The following is a 23,465-nucleotide window of genomic DNA, read 5'->3' on the forward strand; positions in this document are numbered from 1 at the left end:
CTCGCAATGACGGTTCTAATTGTCACAGTAACTTAGCACGTCATTGCGAGGAAGAATGACGAAGCAATCTAGTTAAGAACAGAGAGAGATTGCTTCATCCGCTGTCGCTACTTCGCAATGACGATTCTAATAGTCTCTTTAGTGAAAATGAAATTCCAACTACTTTTTATTTTTTACTTTTTGAAAAACAGGTATGCTCAATGGGTCGGCAATGATGCCGAGGGTGATGGTGCGAAGCATGTTTTCGTAATAGAGGTTGTAATAGTCGGGGCCGATATAACCACGCATAAAAATTGAAAAGTTGGATAATTTTTTTGAGGGTTTAAAAGCCAGAAACAAATCCACCGAATTGCGCGGACGAAATTTTGCTGTTCCCCACATCACCGAATATTTAATATAGGCTTTTACTTTTTCGGAATAAATAAACCTGCTTTCCAATGAAATTTTATCATAATAATAGGTATGTCGTAGTTCTGTTTCGCGCTCAATGTCCAACTGTCGCTCATACGCAATACGACCATTGGCAAACGATTTCCCTACTCGTCCCGAATCTACCGCACTCCAGCTGAATGCAATTTCAACAGCATTGGTGGAAAAATTTCCGTTACGATAGTTCACACTGTCGGTGCCGGTTAAATAATAATTGCCTTCTTGTCCGTTTGAATGATGAATGGCTCTATACGTCATAAATGCCATTTGTTCATCGGAGCTAAAAAAACGAAACAGCTGCTTGGTAAACGGGATGTTGAGTTGGTGATAGAATAAAATGCTGGGCATATAGCTGGGTGTTTTCACCGGCATGCTGGGCTGGTTAAACATTCGGATAATGATTTTTGGAAACACGGCCAATCCAACGGTTCGTTTTTTTGAAAGACGTAAAAAGAAATCGGGAGAAATTTGTCCTTCAAAAATAAGTGGATTCAAGGGTTTTATGCCATACGGTGTTTTGTAGTTGCCAATGCCTTGTCCAAAGGTGAGGTAAGTTCTGTCGGAAGTCGACAAGATGGCCTCGTCCATGTGGGCAACCTGAAGTTGTGCTGTTGAAGTAAAAAAAGAAACAATAAAAAAGAAAAAGCAAAGGTGTTTTTGAAACATGGGGCAAAGGTAGTTAATAAAACTCCTTTTGGTGCATGTGTTCAGAGCATTCAATACAACTTAGCCGCAACAACGGTTGCTGGTTTTGCAAATCCATGTTTGGGTAGTTTGCAGGAGTAGTTCCATGTCGTAAGGTTTAATAAGATAATCATCTGCACCCAATGCGAGTGCTCTTTGTCGGTCGATTTGTTCGGATTTGGCAGTGCTGAAAATGAATGGAATTTTATTGGTGGATGCATTGGCTTGAATGTGTTGCAAAACTTCATAACCATCCATATCCGACATACAAATGTCACAAATAATTAAATCGGGTAAATTTTTCTGCGCCAATTCCACTCCGCATTTGCCGTTGGAGGCAGGAAGTACACGGTACTGAAACGATTGAAAATATTCGGAAAGGTTTTCCAGAATATCTGCATTGTCTTCGATAATGAGTATTGTTTTCATCATTTCTTTCGCGTAAAGGATTTAAAAAATCGGTAATGGGTCAGAAAAAATGTAAACAGTGTGCGGTGTTACAAGTGCATCGTGTTAAATACCAAACACAATTGTGTTTGACGACAGGAGTAGGACGAGTTTGATTGTACCAAGATACCATTAAATTTTTGAAAAGCCCTGAATAGTTTTTGGGAAGGAGAAACGCGCTATACTAAAACACCATTATCATCGTTATTCGTTCGGGCAATCAGATATAGAAAAGGGTCAGCTCAAAAATGTTTTTATATTTGCAGCCTTGGTTATTGAAATGTATTGTATGCAAAAAAGAATAAGTTCACTGCTTATACTTACCATTTTTTCGTTTTGCTTTACAATAGTTTATGCTCAGGATCTGAACTTTTATCACTACTCCGTAAGCGAAGGTCTGCCTAGTTCGCAGGTGCATGATATTGTACAGGGTAATGATGGTAATTTATGGTTTTCCACCGATCACGGCTTATCGCGCTTTGACGGCTATTCCTTTAAAAACTTTACCACCGATGATGGCCTCACCGACAATGTTGTTTTTAAACTCTACAAACAACCCAACGGTGATATTTATGCCAGTACCTTTAATAAAACCGTGTTTTCGATCACCGGAAAAAACACTCCCGTTTTTAAAGCCTATCCCTACAACCAGCTGTTAACTGCCATCCCCGACTATTTTGTGGTGAACGGTATGCATGTGGCAGCCGACAAATCACTTTTTGTTAGCATCATCAACGGTACAGGCTATTTGCACATTGATGCAAACGGAAAAGTAATTGCAAATAACATCACCATTCCTGATCTAGCGCCTGCGAATATTGTTTTATTGACTAAAAAGTATAGTTCCGATTTTTTTTACATTCAATCGAAAACATCAACCGCCATTACCGGAAAGTGGGACAAACAAGTTACCTATTCACAAAAAGAACAAGATTGTGGAAGTAATTATACCCAAGCTTGTTATTTTCAAAAACAAAACATCGCTGTTTTTTCTACCCGCAATAAACTCATTCTTTTATCTCCTTCAGCAGATTCAATAGAAGTTCCTGTTTTGTACGAACCTATCTCCATGGGCATTTTAAACGAGGATCAATTTTGGGTGGGATTTCGCTACGGAGGCATCAACGTGTATACTATAAAAGGGGAACAACAACAATCGTTTTTGGTTGGCAAGTCGGTAACCAAAATGTTTGTGGATCACGAAGGTGGTTATTGGTTTGGAACTTTAAGTGATGGTGTGTTTCATTCCAAAAGTTCGGTCATCAAAAACTTTAATCCGGCTGTTTCTGCCGACAACTGGATTCGGGAAATGACAAAGGATGAAAACGGAACCATTTGGATTGCCTATTACAATGGAAATATTTCACACCTCTCCAACAATCAACTTTCGTTGGTTTATGAATCTTCGATAAAAAAGCCGGCATTGGTGAGTTACGATAAACATACAAAACGGACGTATTATTTTTCTGATCATAAATTGTTTACTACCAACAACAAAAATCCGGTTTACGATTTACAAGGAAATCATATTAATATGTATACGCATTTCAACGATTCGGTTTTGTTTTCGACCTACCGTGGTGTAATGGTGTATTATAACGGACAACGAACTCCGATTGAAACGCAATCCCGAATAAATGACTTATGTTTTTATAAAGGCAAGTTCATGTTTGTGAGCAACACCGGTTTGTATACGTATGCCAACAAGCAACTAAAAAAGTATACCTGCAAAAACGATTCGCTCTTACAACGATTGATGGATATCGAATGTTGGACGGATAAGTTAGTGATGGCTACCAAGGGTTCGGGTGTATTGATATTGCAAGATGATGTGGTGTATAAAATTGACGAGAAGCAAGGACTCCGTGGTAAAATCGTGAACAAAGTGCACATCGAAAACGATTCGGTGGTATGGGCATGCACCAACAGTGGCTTGAACCGCATTGTATTTAAAAACAAAAAAGTAAAAAAGGTGGATGTGATTTCCAACCACAACGGATTAATCAGCAATGAAATTACGGATATTGAAATTGTAAACGATACAGTTTGGGTGGGTACACGCGAAGGCTTGTGTTATTTTCCAAAATCGATGTTGGATAAAACCATCACTACTACCACCAATTATTTTTTAAAAATAGATCAGTTTAAAGTAAATGATCAGGAGCGGGAAAAAACTTCTGAATTAAATTACAACGAAAATAGAGTTGAGTTTGGTTTTAAAGCCATTTCGTTTTTTGAATTCTCGCCCATGCAATACCGATTTAAATTACAAGGTTTGGAAACGGAATGGAATTATACCACCGCACTCAGTATTCGCTACACCTCATTGCCACCTGGCAACTATACCTTTATGGTACAAGCCAAAGGGAAGAATGCAAGTTGGGCGCAAGGGCAACAACAGTTTTCGTTTACCATTTTACCTCCTTTTTGGCAAACGTTGTGGTTTCGGTTGAGCGTTATTATTCTTATAGTATTACTTATTTATTTGTTTTTCCGATTCCGCATCCTGACTTATAACCGAGATATTACCCGTGAGTTAATGCGTCAGGTATTAAAACGGTTGACCAAGAAAACCAACTATGTGGTTTTCAGGGAACAAGGAAAGGACATTCGTATTGCAACAAATACGATTTGTTTTGTAAAATCCGATGGTAACTATATTGAAATCCATACAGATACAGGTCGACATGTGATCCGATACAAGATTGGGGAGTTTTTGGATTTGGTTCCCGATCCGCTGGAATACCTTCGAATAAATCGTTCCTATATTATACGTATTGATAAGGTACAGTCGAAAAGCAAAAAAGATGTGACCGTTTGTGGCGAAAAATTGGCTGTAGGCGAAACGTATTTGGAGCAACTTTCAAAAATCAAATTTTAATTCCTTCTTCCCGTCACAATTTTCTATTTGTTCATCCAAAACGCCATTTTCCTTTCATGGGTTCGTCACTATTTTAAGGTGGGTTCGTCACAATCCCTCTATTTGATGGGGTTTTATTTTATTTTGGGGTATAGTTTTGCGAGAAACTGTAAAATCCTAGTCACATGAAAAAACGAATAATAACATCATTGTTTCTGATGGGAGCCATCGGAATGAATGCACAACAAGGGGCAACAGGTCCAGCTATCTCAGCAACAGCCTCAACAGCTCAACAAGCAGATCACGCTTGGTACAGAGGAGGAAATAACCCTGGTGGTCCAGCTGGCACTAAAAATATTTTTGGGACAAAATGGAACTCCCCTATTTTTACTCAAACTGCAGGTGCTAGCCGTATGCGTTTAAATGGAAATACTACTTATTCTGTTAATGGTTATACACAGCCACGGAATGGTTATTTATTGTTGGGAGAAGATGGAACTGCAACTTTTGGAAATTTATATGGCGGTGCCGACCGCGGTGCATTTAGTTTATTGCATTTGAATGGTCCAGGAGGATTTGTTCAGGAGCTTGGTTATAGAAACTGGATGCAAACTGGAATAACGTTTACTAGCAATAACGATTTGATGTATGTTGGTCATCGTAAAGTAGGTGCTGGGCCAGATTTAACAGAAGCTGTAATCCAATGGAGTGATAATGGTCTGCCCGGAGCTCTTGGTCCCGATGTAATGAGTTTCAGATTTACTGGAGGTAATGGAACAGCATCTGGTGGAGTTGCAGATTTAGGTGGGCAGGATAATGACGGAAGAGAAATTGTTCGCGTTATGGGTAGCGGAAATGTTGGTATTGGTCCACGTTTCGTCAGCGCTGGAACATTATCTATTTCTCCAACAAGTCGTTTACACCAGCACAACGAAGATGGGACAAGTAGTTGGTATCAAATCACCAATCAATATTTAGCAGGAGGAGCGTTTACCAATCCGGGTCCAACAACAGTAACAGCTGCAGATGGTTTGCGTTTAGGAATTTTTGGAAATGCAAATCCAAATGCAAATGGTATTGCTATGTTGTACAATCAGGAATTGCGTCCATTGTTGTTTTCAACCAATGCCAATACAACTACAGCTACGGCTACATTAACTCAAGAGCGTGTACGTATTATGAGTTATAGCACACCAACAGCATTACTTAGTTCTGGTTATGGTGTAAACAATCCTTCACCAGGAACAAACCCTGATGCAACACGTGTAAGTATTTCGCACAATCCGGGCGCACCATTAACACGCCCATTATCCTTATTACATCTTGGTTATAACAACGATGCACTTGGAAGCCAATTCGGACACCGCCCTTGGATGGATGTTGGAACCTTTACTTCGCAAAATTCAAACAACATGTATGTTGGATTAAAAGCAGGAGCAGCAGGACCAGAAGCAGCAATTAATTTCGGAGGGAATACAATACAGGTAATGCGTTTTACGCATACAAAACCAACAAGCCCATCTACTACAACAGCTTCATTAGTCAGCGGATTAGAAATTGCTGAAATGTGGAGCAATGGAAATGAAGGAAGAACAGGATTTGGTGATATTGCACCACTGAATACGGTTCATATCAAAGATTTTGGAACGCCTACAACAACACCAGGTGGTGGAAGTGGTTTACGTTTTGAGCATTTAAATACTACTACACCAACTATTCCAAATCCTGGTTTAGGTCTTTTAGCGGTAGACGCAAACGGTGATGTTATTTATGTTGATGGTGCTTTAACTCCAGGCTCAGGATTGGGTAATGCTTGTGCATCAGGCACACCTTCGCCATTGGCTTCTAGTTGGGAAATTCCAATGAACAATTTTAATTTCCGTTTTGCTGATGCAGCAGGAACAGTGAATGATGGAGTAAACTTTGTGGGGATTGGTACATCATGTACACCAGCAGCTAAATTGGAAGTGATTCGTGGAGTTACTACTAATTCACTATCAACAGTAATTGCTAACCGAGTTGAAAATGCAGATATAGCAACTAATACTCCTTACATTGGATTCGGATATGCAACTTACGGTATTGCAAAAGGTACCAATCGTGAAAATGCAGGTGTGTATGGTACTTCAGAAAATGCAATGACCAATGCCGGGGTAAGAGGAAATGTATCACAAACGTATGCCGGTGCATCCGCAGCGATGTTCAATACAGGAGTTAGTGGAGTAGCAAATAATGGAAGAACGAATGTGGGAGTTTCAGGAAGTGTGAGCTCAACAAATCCAATGACAGTATCAACTACTGCCGGTGGATTTACAGCTAGCGGTTCTAAATTAAATTATGGAGTACAAACCAATGCTTCAAGTAATTTAGCGGGAGCTGTAGATAACATGGGTACAAGTTCAACAGCAAATACCGCAACAGGTGGCACAAGCACTAATAACATGGCCACAAAATCAACTGCGAAAACCGAAACAGGTGCAGCAACCTTCAATAACATTGGCACCTTTTCAACTGCTCAGGCCGATGCTGGAAGTACGACAGTAAATAACGTTGGAGTTGTGGGGATTGCTACTCTTGGAGCAGGAGCAACTGCAACAAACAGTATTGGTATTTATGGTGATGGAGCAGTTGCTGGCTATTTTACAGGAGTAGTTTTAACTTCTCAGCTACCAATTTCTTTTTCGGATCAAAAAATTAAGACAAATGTAAATACTATTGAAAGCGGACTGACCTTATTGAACAAATTAAATCCGGTGACGTATGATTACAAAATTGGTGAATATCCTGAATTAAATTTGAGCGACCGTTTACAATATGGTTTTATTGCTCAGGAGGTGGAGCAAGTAATTCCAGAATTGGTTACCAAATCAACTAAGCCTGAATTTAAAGATGCAGAAGGAAATGTAATTAGCAAAGGTGGCGAATACAAAGGAATTAGTTATAGTGGTTTAATTCCTGTATTAACAAAATCAATTCAAGAGCAACAAGTAATTATTGAAAAATTAATAAAAGAGGTTGCTGAGTTGAAAGAAATAGCCAAAGTAAATCCGGCAAACACTTCTACTACAGCAATTGCATCAGTAGAATTAAGTGATGTTAAATCAATTGTGTTGGATCAAAATACTCCAAATCCATTTGCTGAACAAACATCTATTACTTATAATTTAACAGATGGTGTTCAAAAAGCACAAATGTTGTTCTACAATGTGGATGGAAAATTAATCAACAGCGTAGAACTTGACACAAAACAAGGAAGAGGACAGTTAAATGTTTTCGCAAGTGATTTAAGCAACGGTATGTATACGTATACTTTAGTAGTTGATGGTATAATCATTGACTCAAAACGTATGGTGAAAAGCAACTAAACTTTAAATTAGAATTGCAAAGCAATAAAGCCCCGAAATTATTCGGGGCTTTATTTTTAACCATGGCAACAATCAATTTATAAGCTCACAATCATAGGCATTCGCTTCAAGCACCGCAATGATGCTTTTGGGAACAATGGATTCTCCTTCTATGCGCAACACCTTATCACAATCACATAAATCAAAATTGATTTTGTACTGCGGAAATGTTTTCGAAAGAATTTTCTGCACCAGCATGGCTTGTGTTTTTTCTACCACATTTGTTTTGAAAATTTCTACCATTACTTAATCATTAAAAACATGTATTGACCTCAATTAGCACTTTTTCGTTCGTTGTTATTTAAATACAGCAAACAAGAAATCCGTTTTTATCCGTTATATCTGCGTCATCAGTAGCCTGCCCCGAGCAATTCAGTGTTCCATCACTACATACCCATTTCATCTGCACTTGGACCATAACTTCCCGGAATCGGAATGTTTAATAAACGTAAATACACACCCAACTGTGCACGGTGGTGTACAATTTGGCAATAGGTATGACGAATGGTTTCGGCCTTCGTAGCTTGCATCAAAATATCGTCTCCGCTGCGCAATGTCCAAATTTCGTTTAGCTTTTCTTCATCCGCTTTTTCAAGCGTTGCTTTTGCATCCGCCAAACATTTTTCAAAATACGCAAGTAGCTCCTTTGTGTTTTTTAAGTCCTCCTGCTTGTAAGGCGTGGCACCAAAATTTAATTCACTGGTATGAATCACCATCGATACCCAAGTGGTTAGCTCGGCAATATGTATTGCTAAACTTTTCATGTTCATACTTTTTGGATGTGGTTTCCAATCGTATTTATCGTCCGGAACAATGGTTAACATTTTACGTGTGGTGGCTGCTTCGTGCTCCATCTCTTTTACTAACATGGGAATTAATTTCATCTTTTTAGGTTTTAGTTTATTAATGGTACAAACTAACAACCGGCAAGTGACAACCCTATGTCAACAGTAAAAAAATTATTTTTTGGCAATGGAGCGGGCAATTTCTTTTACCCGTTTGGTAAGGGAAACCGGCTGAAGAATGTCGGCCATATCGCCATACATAATGAACCAACGGGCGAAGCCTTCGAGTGAAGCCGTTAAAAAAGTCATTTCAACCTTTCCGTTCACTTCTTTTCTGAGACATAACCGTTGTAATATTTCTGTTCGCCAAAAAATTTGAGAATGTTTTTATCGAAACGAATCACTACGGTCTGCAATTCTTTTTCTTTCGAAATTTCTTTAAGGTAGGTTCTTAAAGTGGGATGCTCTTTGATAAACGACTCGTTGGTAAATTCAATTTTTGAAATGCGGTCGGTTCTGAAATTGCGATAATCTTTACGCAGGCGGCAATACGCAATGAGGTGCCAATGGTTGCTTTGGAAAAATACACCAACCGGTTCGATGGCTCTGTTTGTTTTTTCTTGCGAATGATTTGCAAAATAATGGATGTGCACTACATTTTTAGTAGCAATACTTTTTAAAATGGTTTGCAAAGGATTGGCGGTATTATTGTCCTTGGGCAGATAGCGGTTAGGAACCACTTCAATGTGTTTTTCAAGAATTTCGAGATGATCTTTTTCACCGGCACGCAACACCGATTTTATTTTATACATCGCAGACTGATAACTTTCGCGGGTAGAAGCATCCGTTAATTTTTCCACTAATTTTTCAGCTGTTAAAAAAGCCGTGGCTTCTTCCTGTGTGAGCATGATAGGCGGTAGGCGATAGCCTTCCATGATGGAGTAACCCACACCGGCTTCACCCACAAGTGGAATTCCGGCTTCTTCAAGGGTGCGGATATCGCGGTAAACGGTACGTAAGCTAATTTGAAATCGTTCGGCCAGGTCGCTTGCCTTTACCACTCTGCGCGATTGCAAATGAATTAAGATGGCGGTTACTCTGTCGATGCGGTTCATGGGGAACAAATGTAAAATAAAATAAGTTCTGCCAAAGGTGTCAATCGGTTAAAATAATAAACAAGTGTTTTTTAACGGACAAAATAGATTACTGAATAGTTTGAACTTCAACTATTCAAGAATAACGATACATTTGTAATCACTTTGTCGAACTTACAAAATACATTAACCCCGGAAAATTGGACAGCAGCCTACGCGGATGAGCTGTATGGCTATGCTATGCACAAAACAGGGAAACAGGAATTGTCGGAGGATTTGGTGCAGGAAACTTTTTTATCTGCATTGAATGCAATGAGTCGATTTAAAGGAGAAAGCAGTGAACGCACTTGGTTATTTGCCATCTTGAAATTTAAAATTGCAGATCATTATCGGAAAGCATCCACAAAGTATGAAGTCAGTTCCTCCACTTTTGGTGATGCTACGGATGCTTTTTCAACGGCTTATTTTAATGAAGATGGTGATTGGATTGAAAGCGCAGCTCCTAAGGAATGGACTGCCGAGCATTTAAAAGCCATTGAAAACAAAGAATTGGCAAATGCATTAAATGCCTGTATTGATAAATTGCCGGATAGTCAAAAGCGATTAATCCTGTTAAAATTGGTGGAGGAAGAAGAAACGGAAGTTGTTTGTAAGGAATTAAAGATCACTCCTACTAACTATTGGGTAATCATCCACCGGGCGAAGTTGCAATTAAGGGCATGCCTTGAAAAAAATTGGTTGAAAGCATAAAAAAATAGTGGAAAGGTTGTGAGAATAAACACAAAATAACAGATGAAAAAATTAATGAACTTAATTGTATTGTCGTGCCAAAGAGCAACACTCTTGGTGGAGAAGAGCCATGCGCATCCGTTGTCGTTTATGGATAAATTACAATTACGTATTCACTTAAAAATTTGTGATAAATGTGCTGATTACGAAAAGCAAAGTCTACTCATTGAAAATACACTCAAAGCAAATCACCATAACTTCTCAAATCCTTCCGCCTTAAAATTGGCAAATACTTCTAAGGTGCGCATACAGCAGTCGATTGACGAACATCTGAAAAAATAATTCATTTTTTGTGTAAGGTTTTTGAAAGGTTCACTACTAATACAGTATAAACCATTAAACCCTCAAAAAATGAAAAATTTAAAAACATTCATCACCCTCGTTGCCTTATTCTTTGGAATAGGCGCATTTGCACAAGACAATTCAAAAGTGATTGCACTGGTTACAAAAGCCAACTGGTGCCCTGCTTGCAAGGCCAATGGCGAGCGAATGGGTAAGGAAGTTTTTTCATCGTATACCAATGGCGATGTAAAAGTGATTGCAAACGACCTTACGGATGATGCTTCGAAAAGTACCTGCAAAAAAGAAATTGAAGCGGCAGGGATTGCGGATGTTGCAAAAAATAGTAATTCAACCGGCATTATTACTTTAATTGATGCAAAAACAAAAAAAGTAATTACCACAATCAGTGTTACCAAATCCACTGAAAAAATCAAAGCAGCCATTGATGAATCTTTAAAAAACTTATAATTGAATATATATTCAAAAACATCGGGAGGACAAGTTAGTAAAACGAGTTCTCCCGATTGTATAACTAACTTTTTTGAATACAATGAAATTTAAAAATAGTGTTCTCTTACTTTTGTTGTTTGTAGGTGCTACTTCGTTTACTCCCATCTCATCCGATGGGAGAACGATGTACCCTAAGCCTCAAGGTATTGAAAATATGCTGTTTTATATCCAACGAACAATTAATTCGAATACAATTGTTTATGCACTTAATCAAAATAATGATGGGAGCTTAAATGAAACGGAACCTATTAAAGTGTATTGGATAAAATATGAACAAGGCGGAAAGATTGATCCTTTAACCTATATCCAAAAGAATTATGCCTATGGCATAAAGTCGACACTCCTTGATAAAGAAAAAAAGTCGTACCTCATTGAATTTGTATCTTACCATAAAAGACAATTTTATTTGTTAAAATCGAAGGCGGATAACAAATATCATGTTTGGGGATATTTTAACAACAAACTGACCATATTAAACAATATCTTAGTGAAAATTGAAGGCGGTACATTTTGGGTTCCGAATATTAAATATGTTGAGGTAAAAACAATGGATCCAACAGTATCGGAAGAAATTACCGAAATCATTAAACCTTAAAAAGTTAAACTAAAATAAATCGTATGACCGGACACATTATTCATAACCTGATAGAAATTAAGGATCTTCTAAATGGATTATCGCAGGAGCAATACAATCGTAAACTGGAAATTTTATCAGATGCGTCCATCGGGCAACATGTGAGGCATATACTCGAGTTTTACAAATGTTTGTTTGCTGGGGAACAAAGCAAGGAAGTGAATTATGATGTGCGTCAGAGAGATTTGAAATTGGAAACAGACCTTCCTTTCGCTTCTCAAACAATTGATAAAATTGTGAATGCTTTACTCGATATAAAAAGTGATTTTCCGGTAACATTTATTGCTGATTATTCTACCAAAGATGGTCAACAACCGGAATATATCCCTTCTTCGTTTTACCGCGAATTGGCGTATAATCTGGAGCATAGTATCCATCATCAAGCGCTTATAAAAGTGGCCATTACAGAAATGCAATTAACTACCTTGGTGAAAGATACATTTGGCTATGCACCTTCAACTATCCGACATATTAAAATATGTGCACAGTAACATTCATCCCCAACGCGCACGGCTTTTATTTTACATCCAGCAGAGATGAAAAAATGAGCCGTAACACGATTCCTCCTGTTGAATATACGAACAATGGGATTGGCCTTGTGTATCCGAAAGATGAAAAAGCTGGCGGAACATGGATTGCCTCCAGCAAAATCGGAAAAACAGCGTGCTTGTTAAATGGTGCCTTTGTAAATCATACGAAACAAAACAGCTATGCTAAAAGTCGTGGTTTAATTTTATTGGATAGCTTTAATTTTCGCAACGCGTTTGACTTTTATGAGCAATCCGATTTTATAAATATTGAACCATTTACATTATTAACATTGGATTACAGCATGGGAACCTTAACTGATTTTTTTGAGTTGAGATGGGATGGTGAGAAAAAACATTTAAAACAATTGACAACTGAGGCTCCTCAAATATGGTCGTCTGCTACTTTGTATCGCCCTTTCATCCAATTGGAACGTCAAAAATTATTTAATCACTGGGTGGAAAAACATAAAGATTTTGAAGACCGAATGATTTTAGATTTTCATAATAGGAAACATGGATTGAATGTATCAGAGGATATTCTAATGAAAGGGGATGGCGACTTGATGACGTTGAGTATCTCTCAAATTCATGTTGGGCAGCGAGCTACACATTTTAATTATTTAGATGTGGTTCATGAAAAAAAATATTGTGTTGAACTTACAAATACAGAACCTGTAAATGCATAATGGAATTGCAATCGTATTGGCTTGGCCTGAAACCTTGTGTAAACAGGCAGGAGCTTGGTATGACACACCCTTAAAATGGTTGGGAATAAACAAATCAAATTATTATAAAGTAGGACATGCTGCAATTGTATTAGTGGATAACCAAAATGGAGCATGTCATTATTTTGATTTTGGGAGGTATCATTCTCCCTATCAACATGGAAGAGTTCGAAGTGCGTATACCGATCATGATTTGAAAATGAAAACGAAAGCATTTGTTTCTGCAGAAGGGACATTGGAAAATTACAACGAAATTTTATTGGAACTTTTTAATAATGAATCCTGCCACGGTTCCGGCAAACTGCATGCTTCTTATTGTTTGGTAAACTTTGACTTGGCTTATGCTAAAGCAAATGCGCTTCAATTGATTTCGCCAATTCCTTATGGCCCATTTTTGGCAAAAGGAACGAACTGTTCACGATTTGTAAATTCAGTAGTGTTAGCCGGGAAACCAAATTGGTATTATCGTTTTGTTTTGTCAAATCCCAAAACCTTAAGTCCGACCCCAATCGGAAATGTTAAATGTTTGTCAAATTACACAACGATACATCATTCATCACCAGAATTTAATCTGATACCATTTTCAAATGAACCCCACAACAGTGTCTCCTAAAATTTTGCCCAGTCCTTTAAAACCGACTCAGTTGCCCCAAAATATCCATTGGTTAAGCGGAGAGGGATGCGGCTCGTGGTTTCATATTGAACAAAACGATATCGGGTTTGTTATTTCAAGGTATAGTCCTGAAGGGAAATTAGAATGTGATGGTGTTTTTAATCAAGTTTCAGGTCTTTCTTTTCAAATAAATGAACGATTTGATTTTACCTATTTAAGTCACTGTGCAGAAGTGAATATCATTCAGAACAATCAAATCCTAAAATTTAAACGAATCTAAACACGATGAAACCAATAACAACCACCGTAACATTTTTTATAATCCTTTTTTTTGTGTTTGGATTTACTGTAAATAGAACAGAAATTAAAAAGGAAGATGGCATCCAATTTTTTTCAGGAACCTGGCAGCAAGTGCTTGATAAAGCAAAGAAAGAAAACAAATGCATTTTTTTAGATGCCTATGCAAGTTGGTGTGGTCCCTGTAAAATGATGAAGAACAAAACATTTAAAGACAAGTCGGTTGGCGCATTTTATAACAACAATTTTATAAATGTGGCTGTGGATATGGAAAAAGGGGAAGGACCTTTTTTAGCAAATAAATATCGTGTAGAAGCTTATCCAACGTTAATTTATTTGTATCCCGATGGAACTTTAATGGGGAAGGCAATGGGGTTTCGTAAGTCAAAAGAATTTATAGAAATAGGGGAACATGCAATAAAATCAAAATAAAATGGAACTAAACAAAATCGTTAAATCCGCTTTAACATATAACGAGTACAGAGAATTAGTTAATAGTTTGGTTGCTACCGGTAAAACAACAGGCAATAATCAAAGTGAAAAATTGGTGGAGTTTACCAAACTAAATGTTCAATGTATGAATTGGTTGGATAAAACAATTCAACTATTGGAGCAATTCATTGATGCCATCAAGAAAAGTAAAAAATTCGTTTAGTGGTTGCTTATTGGAGATGCGTGGTGTGGTGATTGTGCTCAGATTATTCCGGTAATAAATAAAGTTGCAGAGGCGAGCGAAAATTTTATTGAATTTAAAATTGTTTCGAGAGATACTTATCCGGGATTGATTGAAGCGAATCTTACCAATGGTACACAGGCAATTCCTAAACTTCTTGTAATTGGTTCCGGAACGAATGAGGTGATTGGTTCTTGGGGGCCGAGACCACATTCGGCACAAGCAATTATGCTGCATTGGAAAGCAAATAAAGATACTATTTCTTGGGAAGATTTTGAAAAGGAATTGCATCTTTGGTATACAAAAGATAAGGGACAGGAGATTATTAGCGAACTCATCAATTTGATTGACGTATGCGAAAAGAAAATTATTTTACAGCCATAAAAATTGCTCTTGTTGTAGGTACTGTTTTAAATGGTATTAATAATTATGATGCTATATTTTCTAATGAATGGGATTTGAAATTGATTCTTAAAATTTTACTAACTTATTCTGTACCTTTTTTTGTATCAATGTATTCATCATGGAAAGCGGTTCAATAAAATACAATATTAAAAAATTGCTAAACAGAACATTTTTAACGTTGTGTTTAATCGGTTTATTAAGTTCATCATCAGCACAAGATGTAATACTTGCTGATTTTTATTTATTGCAAAGAAATACGGAAGTTTTGTTGCATTGGACAATTGATAGAGGACCTACCTGTACCGGAATAACAATTTTGCGATCATCAGACAGTTTAGTGTACATGGAAGTTGGTAATATTGGTGGAATATGTGGAAGCAGCAGTTCTGCAATACAATATAGTTTTACGGATTCTAATCCACTACATAATCAAACCAATTATTATAAACTACAGTTAGGCTTTACTCAGTTTTCTGACCCACAAGCTATTTATTTTGGCTATACGGAGCCTGGTAAATTGATTGTGAAGCCCAACCCAACTTCAAGAAACGTTAGTATTGAATTTAATAATGATACGAATGACACCTTTGAATTGGTTATTCTGAATAGCCGTGGAGAAACCGTATTGTTGAAAAAAGACGTGTCGGGGAATGAAATACTGCTCGATACCACCAATTGGAGCGTTGGAGTTTATATAGTAACGCTCGTGGGGTCAGATGGAGTATCTCTCAAACAAAAATTTTTAATTGCTGGCGAATAGAGGACTTTACTTGCTTTCGTTTTGACGAATGTGAATGAATTGCATTCAGGCGGGCTTCATCCGCTGTCGCTACTTCGAAATGACGATTCTATTGGTCATTGTTATTTAGCACGTCATTGCGAGGCACGAAGCAATCTAATTAAAAACGGAGAGATTGCTTTGTCACGCTGCGCGTTCCTCGCAATGACGTTTTTTTTAACAATTAATATTAAAAAGAAGAATCAACATTAGCATCGTCATTGCGAGGAAGAATGACGAAGCAATCTGGTTTATAACGAAGAGAGATTGCTTCGTACCTCGCAATGACGCTCCGAATTCATGCTTGTTACTTATCACGAAACCTTTAGCATCGTCATTGCGAGGAAGAATGACGAAGCAATCTGGTTTAGAACGGAGAGAGATTGCTTCGTACCTCGCAATGACGGTTTTAATAGACGAACGTGTAGTAAAAACAAAAAACCCCTTCAAACGGAGTAGTTTGAAGGGGTTTTTATCATGTTGTTTGTGGTACCCACTGGGATCGAACCAGTGACACAAGGATTTTCAGTCCTTTGCTCTACCAACTGAGCTAGGGTACCAACTCATCCAACTACTATTGCAATTGGGAGGGCAAATGTAAACATTATTTCTATTTCTCAAAAAAATATTTCCGCTTTCCTTTGAGATATTTGTAGTTTTGTGATATGCAACTAGTTATTGATATCGGCAATACCCGTGTAAAGGCAGCAATCTTCGCTCAAAAGGAAGTGAAACATTTTTTTGTCTACAAATCTACCGATGATTTGCTTGCATCAGGTCTTTTGGACCAATATCCGCTCAAAGCTTGTATTCTGGCTTCGGTTGTGAATGGCATCGAGCCTTTTATCGACCAAGTGAAAGAAAAAGTAAACGTACTTGTTTTTAAAGCCGATACCCCTACACCCATCATTAATTGCTATCAATCGGCTCATACCTTGGGTAGCGACCGCCTGGCAGGTGCTGTTGGAGGATATTCTGTTTTCCAAATACCAATTTTTTGGTGGTGGATTGCGGTACCTGCATCAAATATAACTTTGTTACTCAAAAGAATGAATACATTGGTGGTGGCATTGCACCCGGACTCCAGATGAGATTTAAGGCCGTACATACTTTTACGTCACGTTTGCCGTTATTGGATGTTGATGATACGTTTAATACCCTCATCGGAACCAACTCGAACGATAGCATAATTTCGGGTGTTCAAATGGGCGTAATTGCTGAAGTGGATGGGATAATCACACAGTACAAACAACAATATCCCGATATAAAAGTGCTTTTAACCGGTGGAGATGTTAATTTTTTTGCGAAACGGTTAAAAAACAGCATCTTTGCAGACCAAAATTTAATCCTGAAAGGGTTAAATGAAATTTTAGACTACAATTTAAAATCGAATTAAGTGATCGGAATGTATAGCAGTAAGTGGAGCCCTCTTAAATTAATTACCCTCGTATTTATTAGTACTTTGTTTTTCGCATCCGGTGCAGTTGCTCAAACAACCAGCTCACCTTATTCCCGTTATGGTATTGGTGATTTGGGCGTGAAAGGCTATGGTCAAGGGTTTTCCTTAGGTGGTACACATATCGCAATGCAAAACGATACGATTCCTATGTTCTTTATTAATAATGGAAATCCGGCTTCGTATTCCAATATGCGGTTGGTAACGGCTGAAGTAGGTGCTAACTACTCCCGCACAACACTCCAAAGTTCAACGGCAAAAAAAACAATTAATAACGCTTCGTTAGGATATATTTCGTTGGCATTCCCGTTTAAAAAATGGTGGGGCGCTAGTGCCGGACTTATCCCATTCAGCTCGGTAGGATATAAGATATCTGACGAACAGGACATTACAAATGTTGGCAACGTAAAATTTTTGTACGAAGGTACCGGTGGAATCAATCAAGTGTATTTCGGAAACGGAATAAAACCACTTTATGGTTTGCCACGCATGTATCAAACATCAGCAAAATACAGAGCATTAAAATCGTTGAAGCGTTCGGATAATACCTTAAAAACATGTCAGGAAGTTTATGCAGACATGCAAAAAAATCCGTCATGCCATGAACCGCAAAAAGTTTTTGCAAAGTTTATCGTTAGGTGTCAACGCTTCTTACCTTTTTGGAAATATTGAAAATACCAGACGCTCCATTTTCCCTGGAAGTTATTATGGCTTTAATACCCGCACCGGAACAGATACCCGTGTAGATGGGTTGTATTTCGACTATGGTATGCAAATGGCGTATGGTGTGGATTCCGTTCGTTATAAAGATGATAAAGACACCTGTCGTCCGGTGAAATTCAGAAAGCTGGATGAGAAAGTTAGAATTATGTTCGGAGCAACATTCTCTGCACAATCAAATTTGCAAGCAACCATTGATAGTTTATCATATAGTTACTTCACCAACTCGTTGGGATATGAAATTGTAAAAGATACCATTGAAAATACAAAAGGAACCAAAGGAAAAATTACCATTCCATTATCGTTTGGTTTTGGTGTAGCCTTTAAAAAAGGTGAACGCATAACCATTGCAGCCGATGTAGCCATTCAAAATTGGAGCGCCTACACCGCCTTTGGTGAAAGTGATGGATTGCGCAACAGCATGCGTACTTCGTTAGGGTTTCAGTTTATCCCGAGCTCAAAAACCAATGCAACCTATTTTAAGCGTGTGCATTATCGCGTTGGAGTAAGGTATTTGCAAACTGCATTGGAATTAAAAGCAACTCCATTAAACGAATATGCCGGAAGCATTGGCTTTGGTTTTCCTGTAGGAAGAAGTTTTATTTTGCAAAACTTTTCTATGGTGAACATTGGTGCTGAATTCGGACAACGTGGTACATTAACCAATGGATTGGTAAAAGAAAACTTCATTAAAGCTACAATCGGATTTACCTTAAACGACCGATGGTTCCAAAAACCAAAGTTTGATTAGACAGTGACTAAGTAACTAGGTGATTGAGTGATTAAGGATGATGTCCGTCATTTCGAGCGAAGTGAAGCAATCTCTCTCGTACCAGGTGATTCGGGCTTCCATCTTCCTACTAAGAAAAAAATCCTTAAATTTGCCTCAGCATTACTTTAATGAAAAAAACATTTTTATATACAATTTCCCTGTTCACTTTTTCTTTTTTCACAGCTTGTGAAAACAATATTGATGAGGTGAATTCCATTACCGCTGCAGCTGAAAAATTACTTCCATTGGAAACCAGTAAAAATGTGGAATTTGTTTACAGCGATTCAGCCATTGTACGTGCCCGTTTAAAAGCACCTCAAATTGATCGGTATGGTGGAGAAAAGCCTTATTTGGTAATGCCGTTGGGAATGAATGTGGTGTTTTTTCAAGAAGATAAAAAAGAACAAACCAACCTTACTGCCAACTATGGTATCGGGTACGACAATGGAAATGGGGTTTGGGAAAAAATGGAAGCCAAAGGCAATGTGATTGTGATCAATGAAAAAGGTGAAAAGTTAAATACCGAACATTTGATTTGGAATACCTTCACCAAAAAAATATATACCGATGCCTTTGTGAAAATTACTACCAAAGATCAAGTAATTGTTGGAGATGGGATGGAAGCCGATCAGGATTTTTCGAGCTATGAAATTAAAAATGTAAAAGGTACCTTTGATATTAAAGATGCCGATTTAGCTCCGGATGGTAAAAAGGAGTAATTAAAAAGAATAATAATTTATACAATGAATAAAACATTTAGAATATTAGAAATCGTTTGGCTATTTATGGGCTGCGTTGGAATCATCATGACCGCCTTCTCAATTGTTAGTCATGATAACCGAGGTGCAATTTACTTTTTGGTATTTACATTTGCAAGTGGATTAATGTATGCTGTGAGAAGAAAACAACGCATCAAGTTTGAAGCTTCTCAAAAACCTAAAGAGGAGAAAAAATAAATTGGAAAGTACCATCATCATCCTGATTACCATTCTGACTTCGGCTTTTTTTTCCGGACTCGAAATTGCATTCATCACTTCCAACAAGTTGCGCATTGAGCTCGAAAACAAGCAAGGAAATTTCTCTGCTAAAATATTAGCACACTTTAATAAATATCCTTCCCGCTATCTTGGAACCATGTTGCTGGGCAATAATATTTCCCTGGTAATTTTCGGGATTTATATGGACGAAGAACTCGAGCATTTTTTAGGTCGATTCATCTCCCCGCATTACGACATTATTATTTTATTGGTGTCTACGTTCCTATCCACCATGTTGATTTTAATTACAGCTGAATTTTTACCCAAGAATTTATTTCGTATCAACCCGAATAAAACACTCACCTTATTCTCATTCCCTTTAACCATCGTTTACGGATTGCTTTATCCAATCGTGATGATTACCATTGGCTTCTCGGAGTTTATTCTTAAACGGATATTTCGTTTAAAAATCGAAAATGAAAATGCTGCATTTACCATGATCGATCTGGACAATTATGTACGTGAAGGAACAGCCGTATCTGTTGAGAAGAAAGCAGATATGGATCATGAGATTCAGATTTTTCAAAACGCGTTGGACTTCTCCAGCGTAAAGGCACGCGAATGTATGATTCCACGTACCGAAATTATTGCGCTGGATGTAAATGAAAGCATTGAGGTGCTGAAACAAAAATTTATTCAAACGCGTTTGTCGAAAATTTTGATTTTCTCGGAAAGCATTGATAACATAATTGGTTACATCTATTCAAAAGAATTATTCAAAAATCCACAAAGCATTAAAAGTATTTTGTTGCCGGTGAGCATCGTTCCCGAATCAATGGCTGCGAGTGAAGTATTAACCGTGTTTATTCAACAACATAAAAGTATCGCAGTGGTAGTGGATGAGTTTGGCGGTACGTCCGGAATGTTGACTATGGAAGATGTGATGGAAGAGATTTTTGGTGAAATTGAGGACGAACACGATAAGGAAGAAATGGTGGAACGCCAAATCAGTGAAACCGAATTTGTATTCTCTGCCCGATTGGAAACCGACTATATCAACAATAAATTTGGTTTGCAATTACCCATTCTGGATAATGTAGAAACCCTTGGCGGTTTAGTGATGCATTACCATGAAAGTATCCCCCGGGTGAACGAAGAAATTCGTATTGAGAACTTTCTATTTACGATAAATGCGGTTACAAGAACACGCATTGAACAAGTGAATTTGAAGATTCAAAACTCAAATAGCTGAAAATCAGTAAATTAATGCCAAAAACCTTTTCCCGAAAAACTTTTAAGATTTCGCTAAGAATCTTATATTTGCAACCCTGTTAATGAATTGTAACAGGCTTTGTTAAAGTATAGATTGATAACAATTATTAAAAATTAAATATATGAGTGTTTTAGAAAGTTTGCGTAAGCGTTCGGGTTTGTTGGTTGGAATTGTTGGTTTAGCAATTTTGGCTTTTATTCTAACCGATTTCTTCGGTGGGAAAGGTTCCATTTTTGGAAACAGTGATTTGGTAGTCGGAGAAATTGCCGGTAACTCTATCGATATTAATGTTTTCAAAACAAAAGTGGACGAAGCGGAGTCAGCACAATTGCGTAACACTCAAAAAACAACCTTAACTCCTGAAGAGAAAGATCAAATTGTTCAACAAGTTTGGAATCAAATGATCAACGAACAAGTGATGGTGAAAGAGTATGAGAAATTAGGAATCGCTATTTCTGATGAAGAGTTGTACGACTTAATGGTAACTCACCCACACTCTGCTTTGGTTCGTAACTTAAGCGATCCTCAAACAGGTGCTGTTTCTCCAATGTTTGCAAATGCACAAACCGGACAAATTGATCCTGCTAAAATTCGTGAGTTTACACAATCTATGACCGATGAGCAAGAACAACAATGGATGCAATTGGAAGAATATGTACGTCAAGTGCGTATCATCGAAAAATACAACAACTTAATTAAAAAAGGATTGTACGTAACTACTGCTGCTGCAAAGCGTGAGTACACGGCACAAAATACAAACGCAACCATTCGTTATGTTGTTAAAAATTACAAATTGATTGCGGATAGCACTATCAAACCAACCAACGATGAGTTGAATGCGTATTATGCTGCTCACCAAAATGAGTACAAGCAAGAAGCATCTCGCACAATGGAATACATCTCTTACGATATCGTTCCTTCTGCTGAAGATATTGAAGAAGCTAAAAAGATGATGCAAAAAATTGCAGATGAATTTAAAACAACAAAATCATTTACCGATGATTCAACGTTCATTGTTGCTGAATCAGAATCTCGTAGCTTCGATCAACGTTTTGTTACTGCAGGTTCACTTTCTCCAATCATTGATACAATGATGTTTAAAGCAGAAACAGGAACAGTTTATGGTCCATACGAAGAAAATGGTTCTTTGAAAGTTTCAAAATTATTGGCTTCTAAGATGTCTGCCGATTCTGCAAAAGTTCGTCACATCTTAATTGCTTACGCAAACTCGGGTGCTGATCCAAACATCAAACGTTCAAAAGCAGAAGCAAAAACAAAAGCAGATAGTATTTTAGGCGCTCTTAAAAAAGGTGGTAAGTTCGCTGATTTTGTAGAAAAATTCTCTGATGATGGTGGTAAAAAAATGCCTCCAAACAAAAAAGAAGGTGAAGACTATATGGGTAAAGGTGGCGATTACGGATGGATCAACGCAAAAAGTGGTTTCGTAGAACCATTTAAAAATGCAGGATTGGATGGTAAAAAAGGTGATTTGGTAATTGCTGAATCAAGCTTCGGATACCATGTGATGGAAGTAATGGATTCGAAAGGTTCACAAAAGAAAGTGCAGGTAGGTACAATTGAAGTGAAATCAGAAGCAAGTAGCAAAACCAAACAAGCTATTTATTCATTGGCAAACGATTTTTCTGGTAAATACAACACCAACGAATTGTTTCAAAAAGCGGTTTCTGAACAAAAATTAGATAAGCGCGTTACTGAAAAATTAAAAGAAAGTGATAAAAATATCTCTGGTATTGAATCACCTAAACCTTTAATTCGTTGGGCATACGACAATAAACTAGGAACAGTTTCTGAACCTCAGGAATATGGTAACAAATACATTGTTGCTGTTATTACTGATGTAAGAGAAAAAGGAATTGCTCCTTTAGAACAAGTGAAAGAACAAGTAACAGCAAAAGTAATTCAAGAGAAAAAAGCTGAAATCTTTACAAAAGAATTCACAACAGCAATGGCAGGAAATGCAAACATTGATGCAATTGCTTCAGCAATGAAATTGCCTGTTGAAACAGCAAATAATGTGAACTTTATGACCAACCAAATCCCAGGATCAAACAGCGAGCCTGCTGTGATTGGAACAGTTACAGCCATGAAAGCCAAAGGCATGAGCAAACCGGTTGCTGGTAAAGAAGGTGTATTTGTTGTATTTGTTGAATCAGTAGTGGATGCTCCGGCATTAAAAGAGTACACTGGTCCGCAAAAATCACAAATGCAAAATATTCAGCCACGTGTTGATTATGAAGTATACAATGCTTTAAAAGAAAATGCAAACATTGTTGAGCACTTAACAAAGTTTGGTTACTAAGAATAAAC

At 37.6% G+C, this 23,465-nt stretch carries 27 protein-coding genes, 1 tRNA gene and 1 pseudogene; 23 read left to right on the plus strand and 6 right to left on the minus strand.

Annotation, left to right across the window (positions count from 1 at the left end; translation table 11 throughout):
• Positions 1-159 precede the first annotated feature (159 nt).
• Together IPP64_02270 and IPP64_02275 are read right to left on the minus strand one after the other, a co-directional pair.
• Positions 160-1,095, minus strand: a complete 936-nt coding sequence (locus IPP64_02270; GenBank protein ID MBL0328257.1) for a hypothetical protein — start codon at positions 1,093-1,095, stop codon at positions 160-162.
• Positions 1,096-1,155: 60 nt separating this feature from the next.
• A complete protein-coding gene (locus tag IPP64_02275) occupies positions 1,156-1,545 on the minus strand; it encodes a response regulator (GenBank protein MBL0328258.1) in 390 nt (129 codons plus the stop codon).
• Between the two features lie 304 nt (positions 1,546-1,849).
• Between IPP64_02275 and IPP64_02280 the strand changes: the two genes are divergently transcribed.
• Both IPP64_02280 and IPP64_02285 read left to right on the plus strand, forming a co-directional pair.
• Positions 1,850-4,441 carry a LytTR family transcriptional regulator DNA-binding domain-containing protein gene (locus tag IPP64_02280; protein ID MBL0328259.1) on the plus strand — a complete coding sequence of 864 codons (2,592 nt, stop codon included), beginning with the start codon at positions 1,850-1,852 and terminating at the stop codon, positions 4,439-4,441.
• A 164-nt stretch (positions 4,442-4,605) separates the two neighbouring features.
• The gene (locus tag IPP64_02285; GenBank protein MBL0328260.1) at positions 4,606-7,785 is read left to right on the plus strand and encodes a tail fiber domain-containing protein; all 3,180 of its coding nucleotides are present in this window, start codon (positions 4,606-4,608) and stop codon (positions 7,783-7,785) included.
• 72 nt (positions 7,786-7,857) lie between these two features.
• Here IPP64_02285 and IPP64_02290 read toward each other — a convergent pair whose 3' ends face one another.
• The 3 genes and pseudogenes from IPP64_02290 to IPP64_02300 form a co-directional block, all read right to left on the minus strand.
• A complete protein-coding gene (locus IPP64_02290) occupies positions 7,858-8,067 on the minus strand; it encodes a hypothetical protein (GenBank protein MBL0328261.1) in 210 nt (69 codons plus the stop codon).
• A gap of 143 nt (positions 8,068-8,210) precedes the next feature.
• Entirely contained in the window at positions 8,211-8,708 is a 498-nt protein-coding gene (locus tag IPP64_02295; protein MBL0328262.1) for a DinB family protein, read from the minus strand.
• A gap of 75 nt (positions 8,709-8,783) precedes the next feature.
• A pseudogene (locus tag IPP64_02300) lies at positions 8,784-9,724 on the minus strand (YafY family transcriptional regulator).
• A 144-nt stretch (positions 9,725-9,868) separates the two neighbouring features.
• On the opposite strand from IPP64_02300, the gene IPP64_02305 reads away from it, so the two are divergent.
• The 13 genes from IPP64_02305 to IPP64_02365 all read left to right on the plus strand — a co-directional run bounded on the left by IPP64_02305 (position 9,869) and on the right by IPP64_02365 (position 15,921).
• A complete protein-coding gene (locus IPP64_02305) occupies positions 9,869-10,453 on the plus strand; it encodes a sigma-70 family RNA polymerase sigma factor (protein MBL0328263.1) in 585 nt (194 codons plus the stop codon).
• 42 nt (positions 10,454-10,495) lie between these two features.
• Positions 10,496-10,774 carry a hypothetical protein gene (locus IPP64_02310; GenBank protein MBL0328264.1) on the plus strand — a complete coding sequence of 93 codons (279 nt, stop codon included), beginning with the start codon at positions 10,496-10,498 and terminating at the stop codon, positions 10,772-10,774.
• 69 nt (positions 10,775-10,843) lie between these two features.
• Complete coding sequence (locus tag IPP64_02315) at positions 10,844-11,242, plus strand: hypothetical protein (GenBank protein MBL0328265.1); 399 nt, start codon at positions 10,844-10,846, stop codon at positions 11,240-11,242.
• A gap of 82 nt (positions 11,243-11,324) precedes the next feature.
• A complete protein-coding gene (locus tag IPP64_02320; protein ID MBL0328266.1) occupies positions 11,325-11,879 on the plus strand; it encodes a DUF4833 domain-containing protein in 555 nt (184 codons plus the stop codon).
• Positions 11,880-11,902: 23 nt separating this feature from the next.
• Positions 11,903-12,409: a DinB family protein gene (locus IPP64_02325; protein ID MBL0328267.1), complete on the plus strand. Its 507-nt coding sequence runs from the start codon at positions 11,903-11,905 to the stop codon at positions 12,407-12,409.
• Positions 12,397-13,134, plus strand: a complete 738-nt coding sequence (locus IPP64_02330; GenBank protein ID MBL0328268.1) for an NRDE family protein — start codon at positions 12,397-12,399, stop codon at positions 13,132-13,134. Before IPP64_02325 ends, IPP64_02330 begins: the two co-directional genes overlap by 13 nt.
• Entirely contained in the window at positions 13,127-13,786 is a 660-nt protein-coding gene (locus tag IPP64_02335; GenBank protein ID MBL0328269.1) for a hypothetical protein, read from the plus strand. The genes IPP64_02330 and IPP64_02335 overlap by 8 nt, the downstream gene beginning before the upstream one ends.
• 31 nt (positions 13,787-13,817) lie before the next feature.
• Positions 13,818-14,066 (plus strand): hypothetical protein, encoded by a 249-nt coding sequence (locus IPP64_02340; GenBank protein ID MBL0328270.1) that lies wholly within the window; start codon positions 13,818-13,820, stop codon positions 14,064-14,066.
• A gap of 5 nt (positions 14,067-14,071) precedes the next feature.
• Positions 14,072-14,515, plus strand: a complete 444-nt coding sequence (locus IPP64_02345; protein ID MBL0328271.1) for a DUF255 domain-containing protein — start codon at positions 14,072-14,074, stop codon at positions 14,513-14,515.
• 1 nt (position 14,516) lies between these two features.
• The gene (locus IPP64_02350; protein MBL0328272.1) at positions 14,517-14,738 is read left to right on the plus strand and encodes a hypothetical protein; all 222 of its coding nucleotides are present in this window, start codon (positions 14,517-14,519) and stop codon (positions 14,736-14,738) included.
• Between the two features lie 3 nt (positions 14,739-14,741).
• Complete coding sequence (locus IPP64_02355; protein ID MBL0328273.1) at positions 14,742-15,140, plus strand: thioredoxin family protein; 399 nt, start codon at positions 14,742-14,744, stop codon at positions 15,138-15,140.
• The gene (nrtS, locus tag IPP64_02360) at positions 15,110-15,298 is read left to right on the plus strand and encodes a nitrate/nitrite transporter NrtS (GenBank protein ID MBL0328274.1); all 189 of its coding nucleotides are present in this window, start codon (positions 15,110-15,112) and stop codon (positions 15,296-15,298) included. Before IPP64_02355 ends, nrtS begins: the two co-directional genes overlap by 31 nt.
• The gene (locus IPP64_02365) at positions 15,280-15,921 is read left to right on the plus strand and encodes a T9SS type A sorting domain-containing protein (protein MBL0328275.1); all 642 of its coding nucleotides are present in this window, start codon (positions 15,280-15,282) and stop codon (positions 15,919-15,921) included. Before nrtS ends, IPP64_02365 begins: the two co-directional genes overlap by 19 nt.
• Before the next feature lie 505 nt (positions 15,922-16,426).
• On the opposite strand, the gene IPP64_02370 is transcribed toward IPP64_02365, so the two are convergent.
• Positions 16,427-16,499: transfer RNA gene (locus IPP64_02370), tRNA-Phe, on the minus strand.
• A gap of 105 nt (positions 16,500-16,604) precedes the next feature.
• Between IPP64_02370 and IPP64_02375 the strand changes: the two genes are divergently transcribed.
• The 8 genes from IPP64_02375 to IPP64_02410 all read left to right on the plus strand — a co-directional run bounded on the left by IPP64_02375 (position 16,605) and on the right by IPP64_02410 (position 23,457).
• Entirely contained in the window at positions 16,605-17,030 is a 426-nt protein-coding gene (locus IPP64_02375; protein MBL0328276.1) for a type III pantothenate kinase, read from the plus strand.
• The gene (locus tag IPP64_02380) at positions 16,940-17,335 is read left to right on the plus strand and encodes a type III pantothenate kinase (protein ID MBL0328277.1); all 396 of its coding nucleotides are present in this window, start codon (positions 16,940-16,942) and stop codon (positions 17,333-17,335) included. The genes IPP64_02375 and IPP64_02380 overlap by 91 nt, the downstream gene beginning before the upstream one ends.
• Positions 17,336-18,067, plus strand: a complete 732-nt coding sequence (locus IPP64_02385) for a hypothetical protein (GenBank protein MBL0328278.1) — start codon at positions 17,336-17,338, stop codon at positions 18,065-18,067.
• Positions 17,997-18,866 (plus strand): hypothetical protein, encoded by an 870-nt coding sequence (locus IPP64_02390; protein MBL0328279.1) that lies wholly within the window; start codon positions 17,997-17,999, stop codon positions 18,864-18,866. Before IPP64_02385 ends, IPP64_02390 begins: the two co-directional genes overlap by 71 nt.
• A gap of 149 nt (positions 18,867-19,015) precedes the next feature.
• Entirely contained in the window at positions 19,016-19,606 is a 591-nt protein-coding gene (lptC, locus tag IPP64_02395; GenBank protein ID MBL0328280.1) for an LPS export ABC transporter periplasmic protein LptC, read from the plus strand.
• Between the two features lie 24 nt (positions 19,607-19,630).
• Entirely contained in the window at positions 19,631-19,843 is a 213-nt protein-coding gene (locus IPP64_02400) for a hypothetical protein (protein MBL0328281.1), read from the plus strand.
• Between the two features lies 1 nt (position 19,844).
• Positions 19,845-21,116 (plus strand): HlyC/CorC family transporter, encoded by a 1,272-nt coding sequence (locus tag IPP64_02405; protein MBL0328282.1) that lies wholly within the window; start codon positions 19,845-19,847, stop codon positions 21,114-21,116.
• 142 nt (positions 21,117-21,258) lie between these two features.
• Positions 21,259-23,457: a SurA N-terminal domain-containing protein gene (locus IPP64_02410; protein MBL0328283.1), complete on the plus strand. Its 2,199-nt coding sequence runs from the start codon at positions 21,259-21,261 to the stop codon at positions 23,455-23,457.
• Positions 23,458-23,465 lie beyond the last annotated feature (8 nt).

The sequence above is a fragment of the Bacteroidota bacterium genome (assembly GCA_016722565.1).
GTDB lineage: Bacteria > Bacteroidota > Bacteroidia > 2-12-FULL-35-15 > 2-12-FULL-35-15 > 2-12-FULL-35-15.

Coding starts and splice junctions, on each gene's coding strand:
- IPP64_02270 (MBL0328257.1), bottom strand. CDS start 1,095: ATGTTTCAAAAACACCTTTGCTTTTTCTTTTTTATTGTTTCTTTTTTT.
- IPP64_02275 (MBL0328258.1), bottom strand. CDS start 1,545: ATGATGAAAACAATACTCATTATCGAAGACAATGCAGATATTCTGGAA.
- IPP64_02280 (MBL0328259.1), top strand. CDS start 1,850: ATGCAAAAAAGAATAAGTTCACTGCTTATACTTACCATTTTTTCGTTT.
- IPP64_02285 (MBL0328260.1), top strand. CDS start 4,606: ATGAAAAAACGAATAATAACATCATTGTTTCTGATGGGAGCCATCGGA.
- IPP64_02290 (MBL0328261.1), bottom strand. CDS start 8,067: ATGGTAGAAATTTTCAAAACAAATGTGGTAGAAAAAACACAAGCCATG.
- IPP64_02295 (MBL0328262.1), bottom strand. CDS start 8,708: ATGAAATTAATTCCCATGTTAGTAAAAGAGATGGAGCACGAAGCAGCC.
- IPP64_02310 (MBL0328264.1), top strand. CDS start 10,496: ATGAAAAAATTAATGAACTTAATTGTATTGTCGTGCCAAAGAGCAACA.
- IPP64_02315 (MBL0328265.1), top strand. CDS start 10,844: ATGAAAAATTTAAAAACATTCATCACCCTCGTTGCCTTATTCTTTGGA.
- IPP64_02320 (MBL0328266.1), top strand. CDS start 11,325: ATGAAATTTAAAAATAGTGTTCTCTTACTTTTGTTGTTTGTAGGTGCT.
- IPP64_02325 (MBL0328267.1), top strand. CDS start 11,903: ATGACCGGACACATTATTCATAACCTGATAGAAATTAAGGATCTTCTA.
- IPP64_02330 (MBL0328268.1), top strand. CDS start 12,397: ATGTGCACAGTAACATTCATCCCCAACGCGCACGGCTTTTATTTTACA.
- IPP64_02335 (MBL0328269.1), top strand. CDS start 13,127: ATGCATAATGGAATTGCAATCGTATTGGCTTGGCCTGAAACCTTGTGT.
- IPP64_02345 (MBL0328271.1), top strand. CDS start 14,072: ATGAAACCAATAACAACCACCGTAACATTTTTTATAATCCTTTTTTTT.
- IPP64_02350 (MBL0328272.1), top strand. CDS start 14,517: ATGGAACTAAACAAAATCGTTAAATCCGCTTTAACATATAACGAGTAC.
- nrtS (MBL0328274.1), top strand. CDS start 15,110: ATGCGAAAAGAAAATTATTTTACAGCCATAAAAATTGCTCTTGTTGTA.
- IPP64_02365 (MBL0328275.1), top strand. CDS start 15,280: ATGGAAAGCGGTTCAATAAAATACAATATTAAAAAATTGCTAAACAGA.
- IPP64_02375 (MBL0328276.1), top strand. CDS start 16,605: ATGCAACTAGTTATTGATATCGGCAATACCCGTGTAAAGGCAGCAATC.
- IPP64_02390 (MBL0328279.1), top strand. CDS start 17,997: ATGAACCGCAAAAAGTTTTTGCAAAGTTTATCGTTAGGTGTCAACGCT.
- lptC (MBL0328280.1), top strand. CDS start 19,016: ATGAAAAAAACATTTTTATATACAATTTCCCTGTTCACTTTTTCTTTT.
- IPP64_02400 (MBL0328281.1), top strand. CDS start 19,631: ATGAATAAAACATTTAGAATATTAGAAATCGTTTGGCTATTTATGGGC.
- IPP64_02410 (MBL0328283.1), top strand. CDS start 21,259: ATGAGTGTTTTAGAAAGTTTGCGTAAGCGTTCGGGTTTGTTGGTTGGA.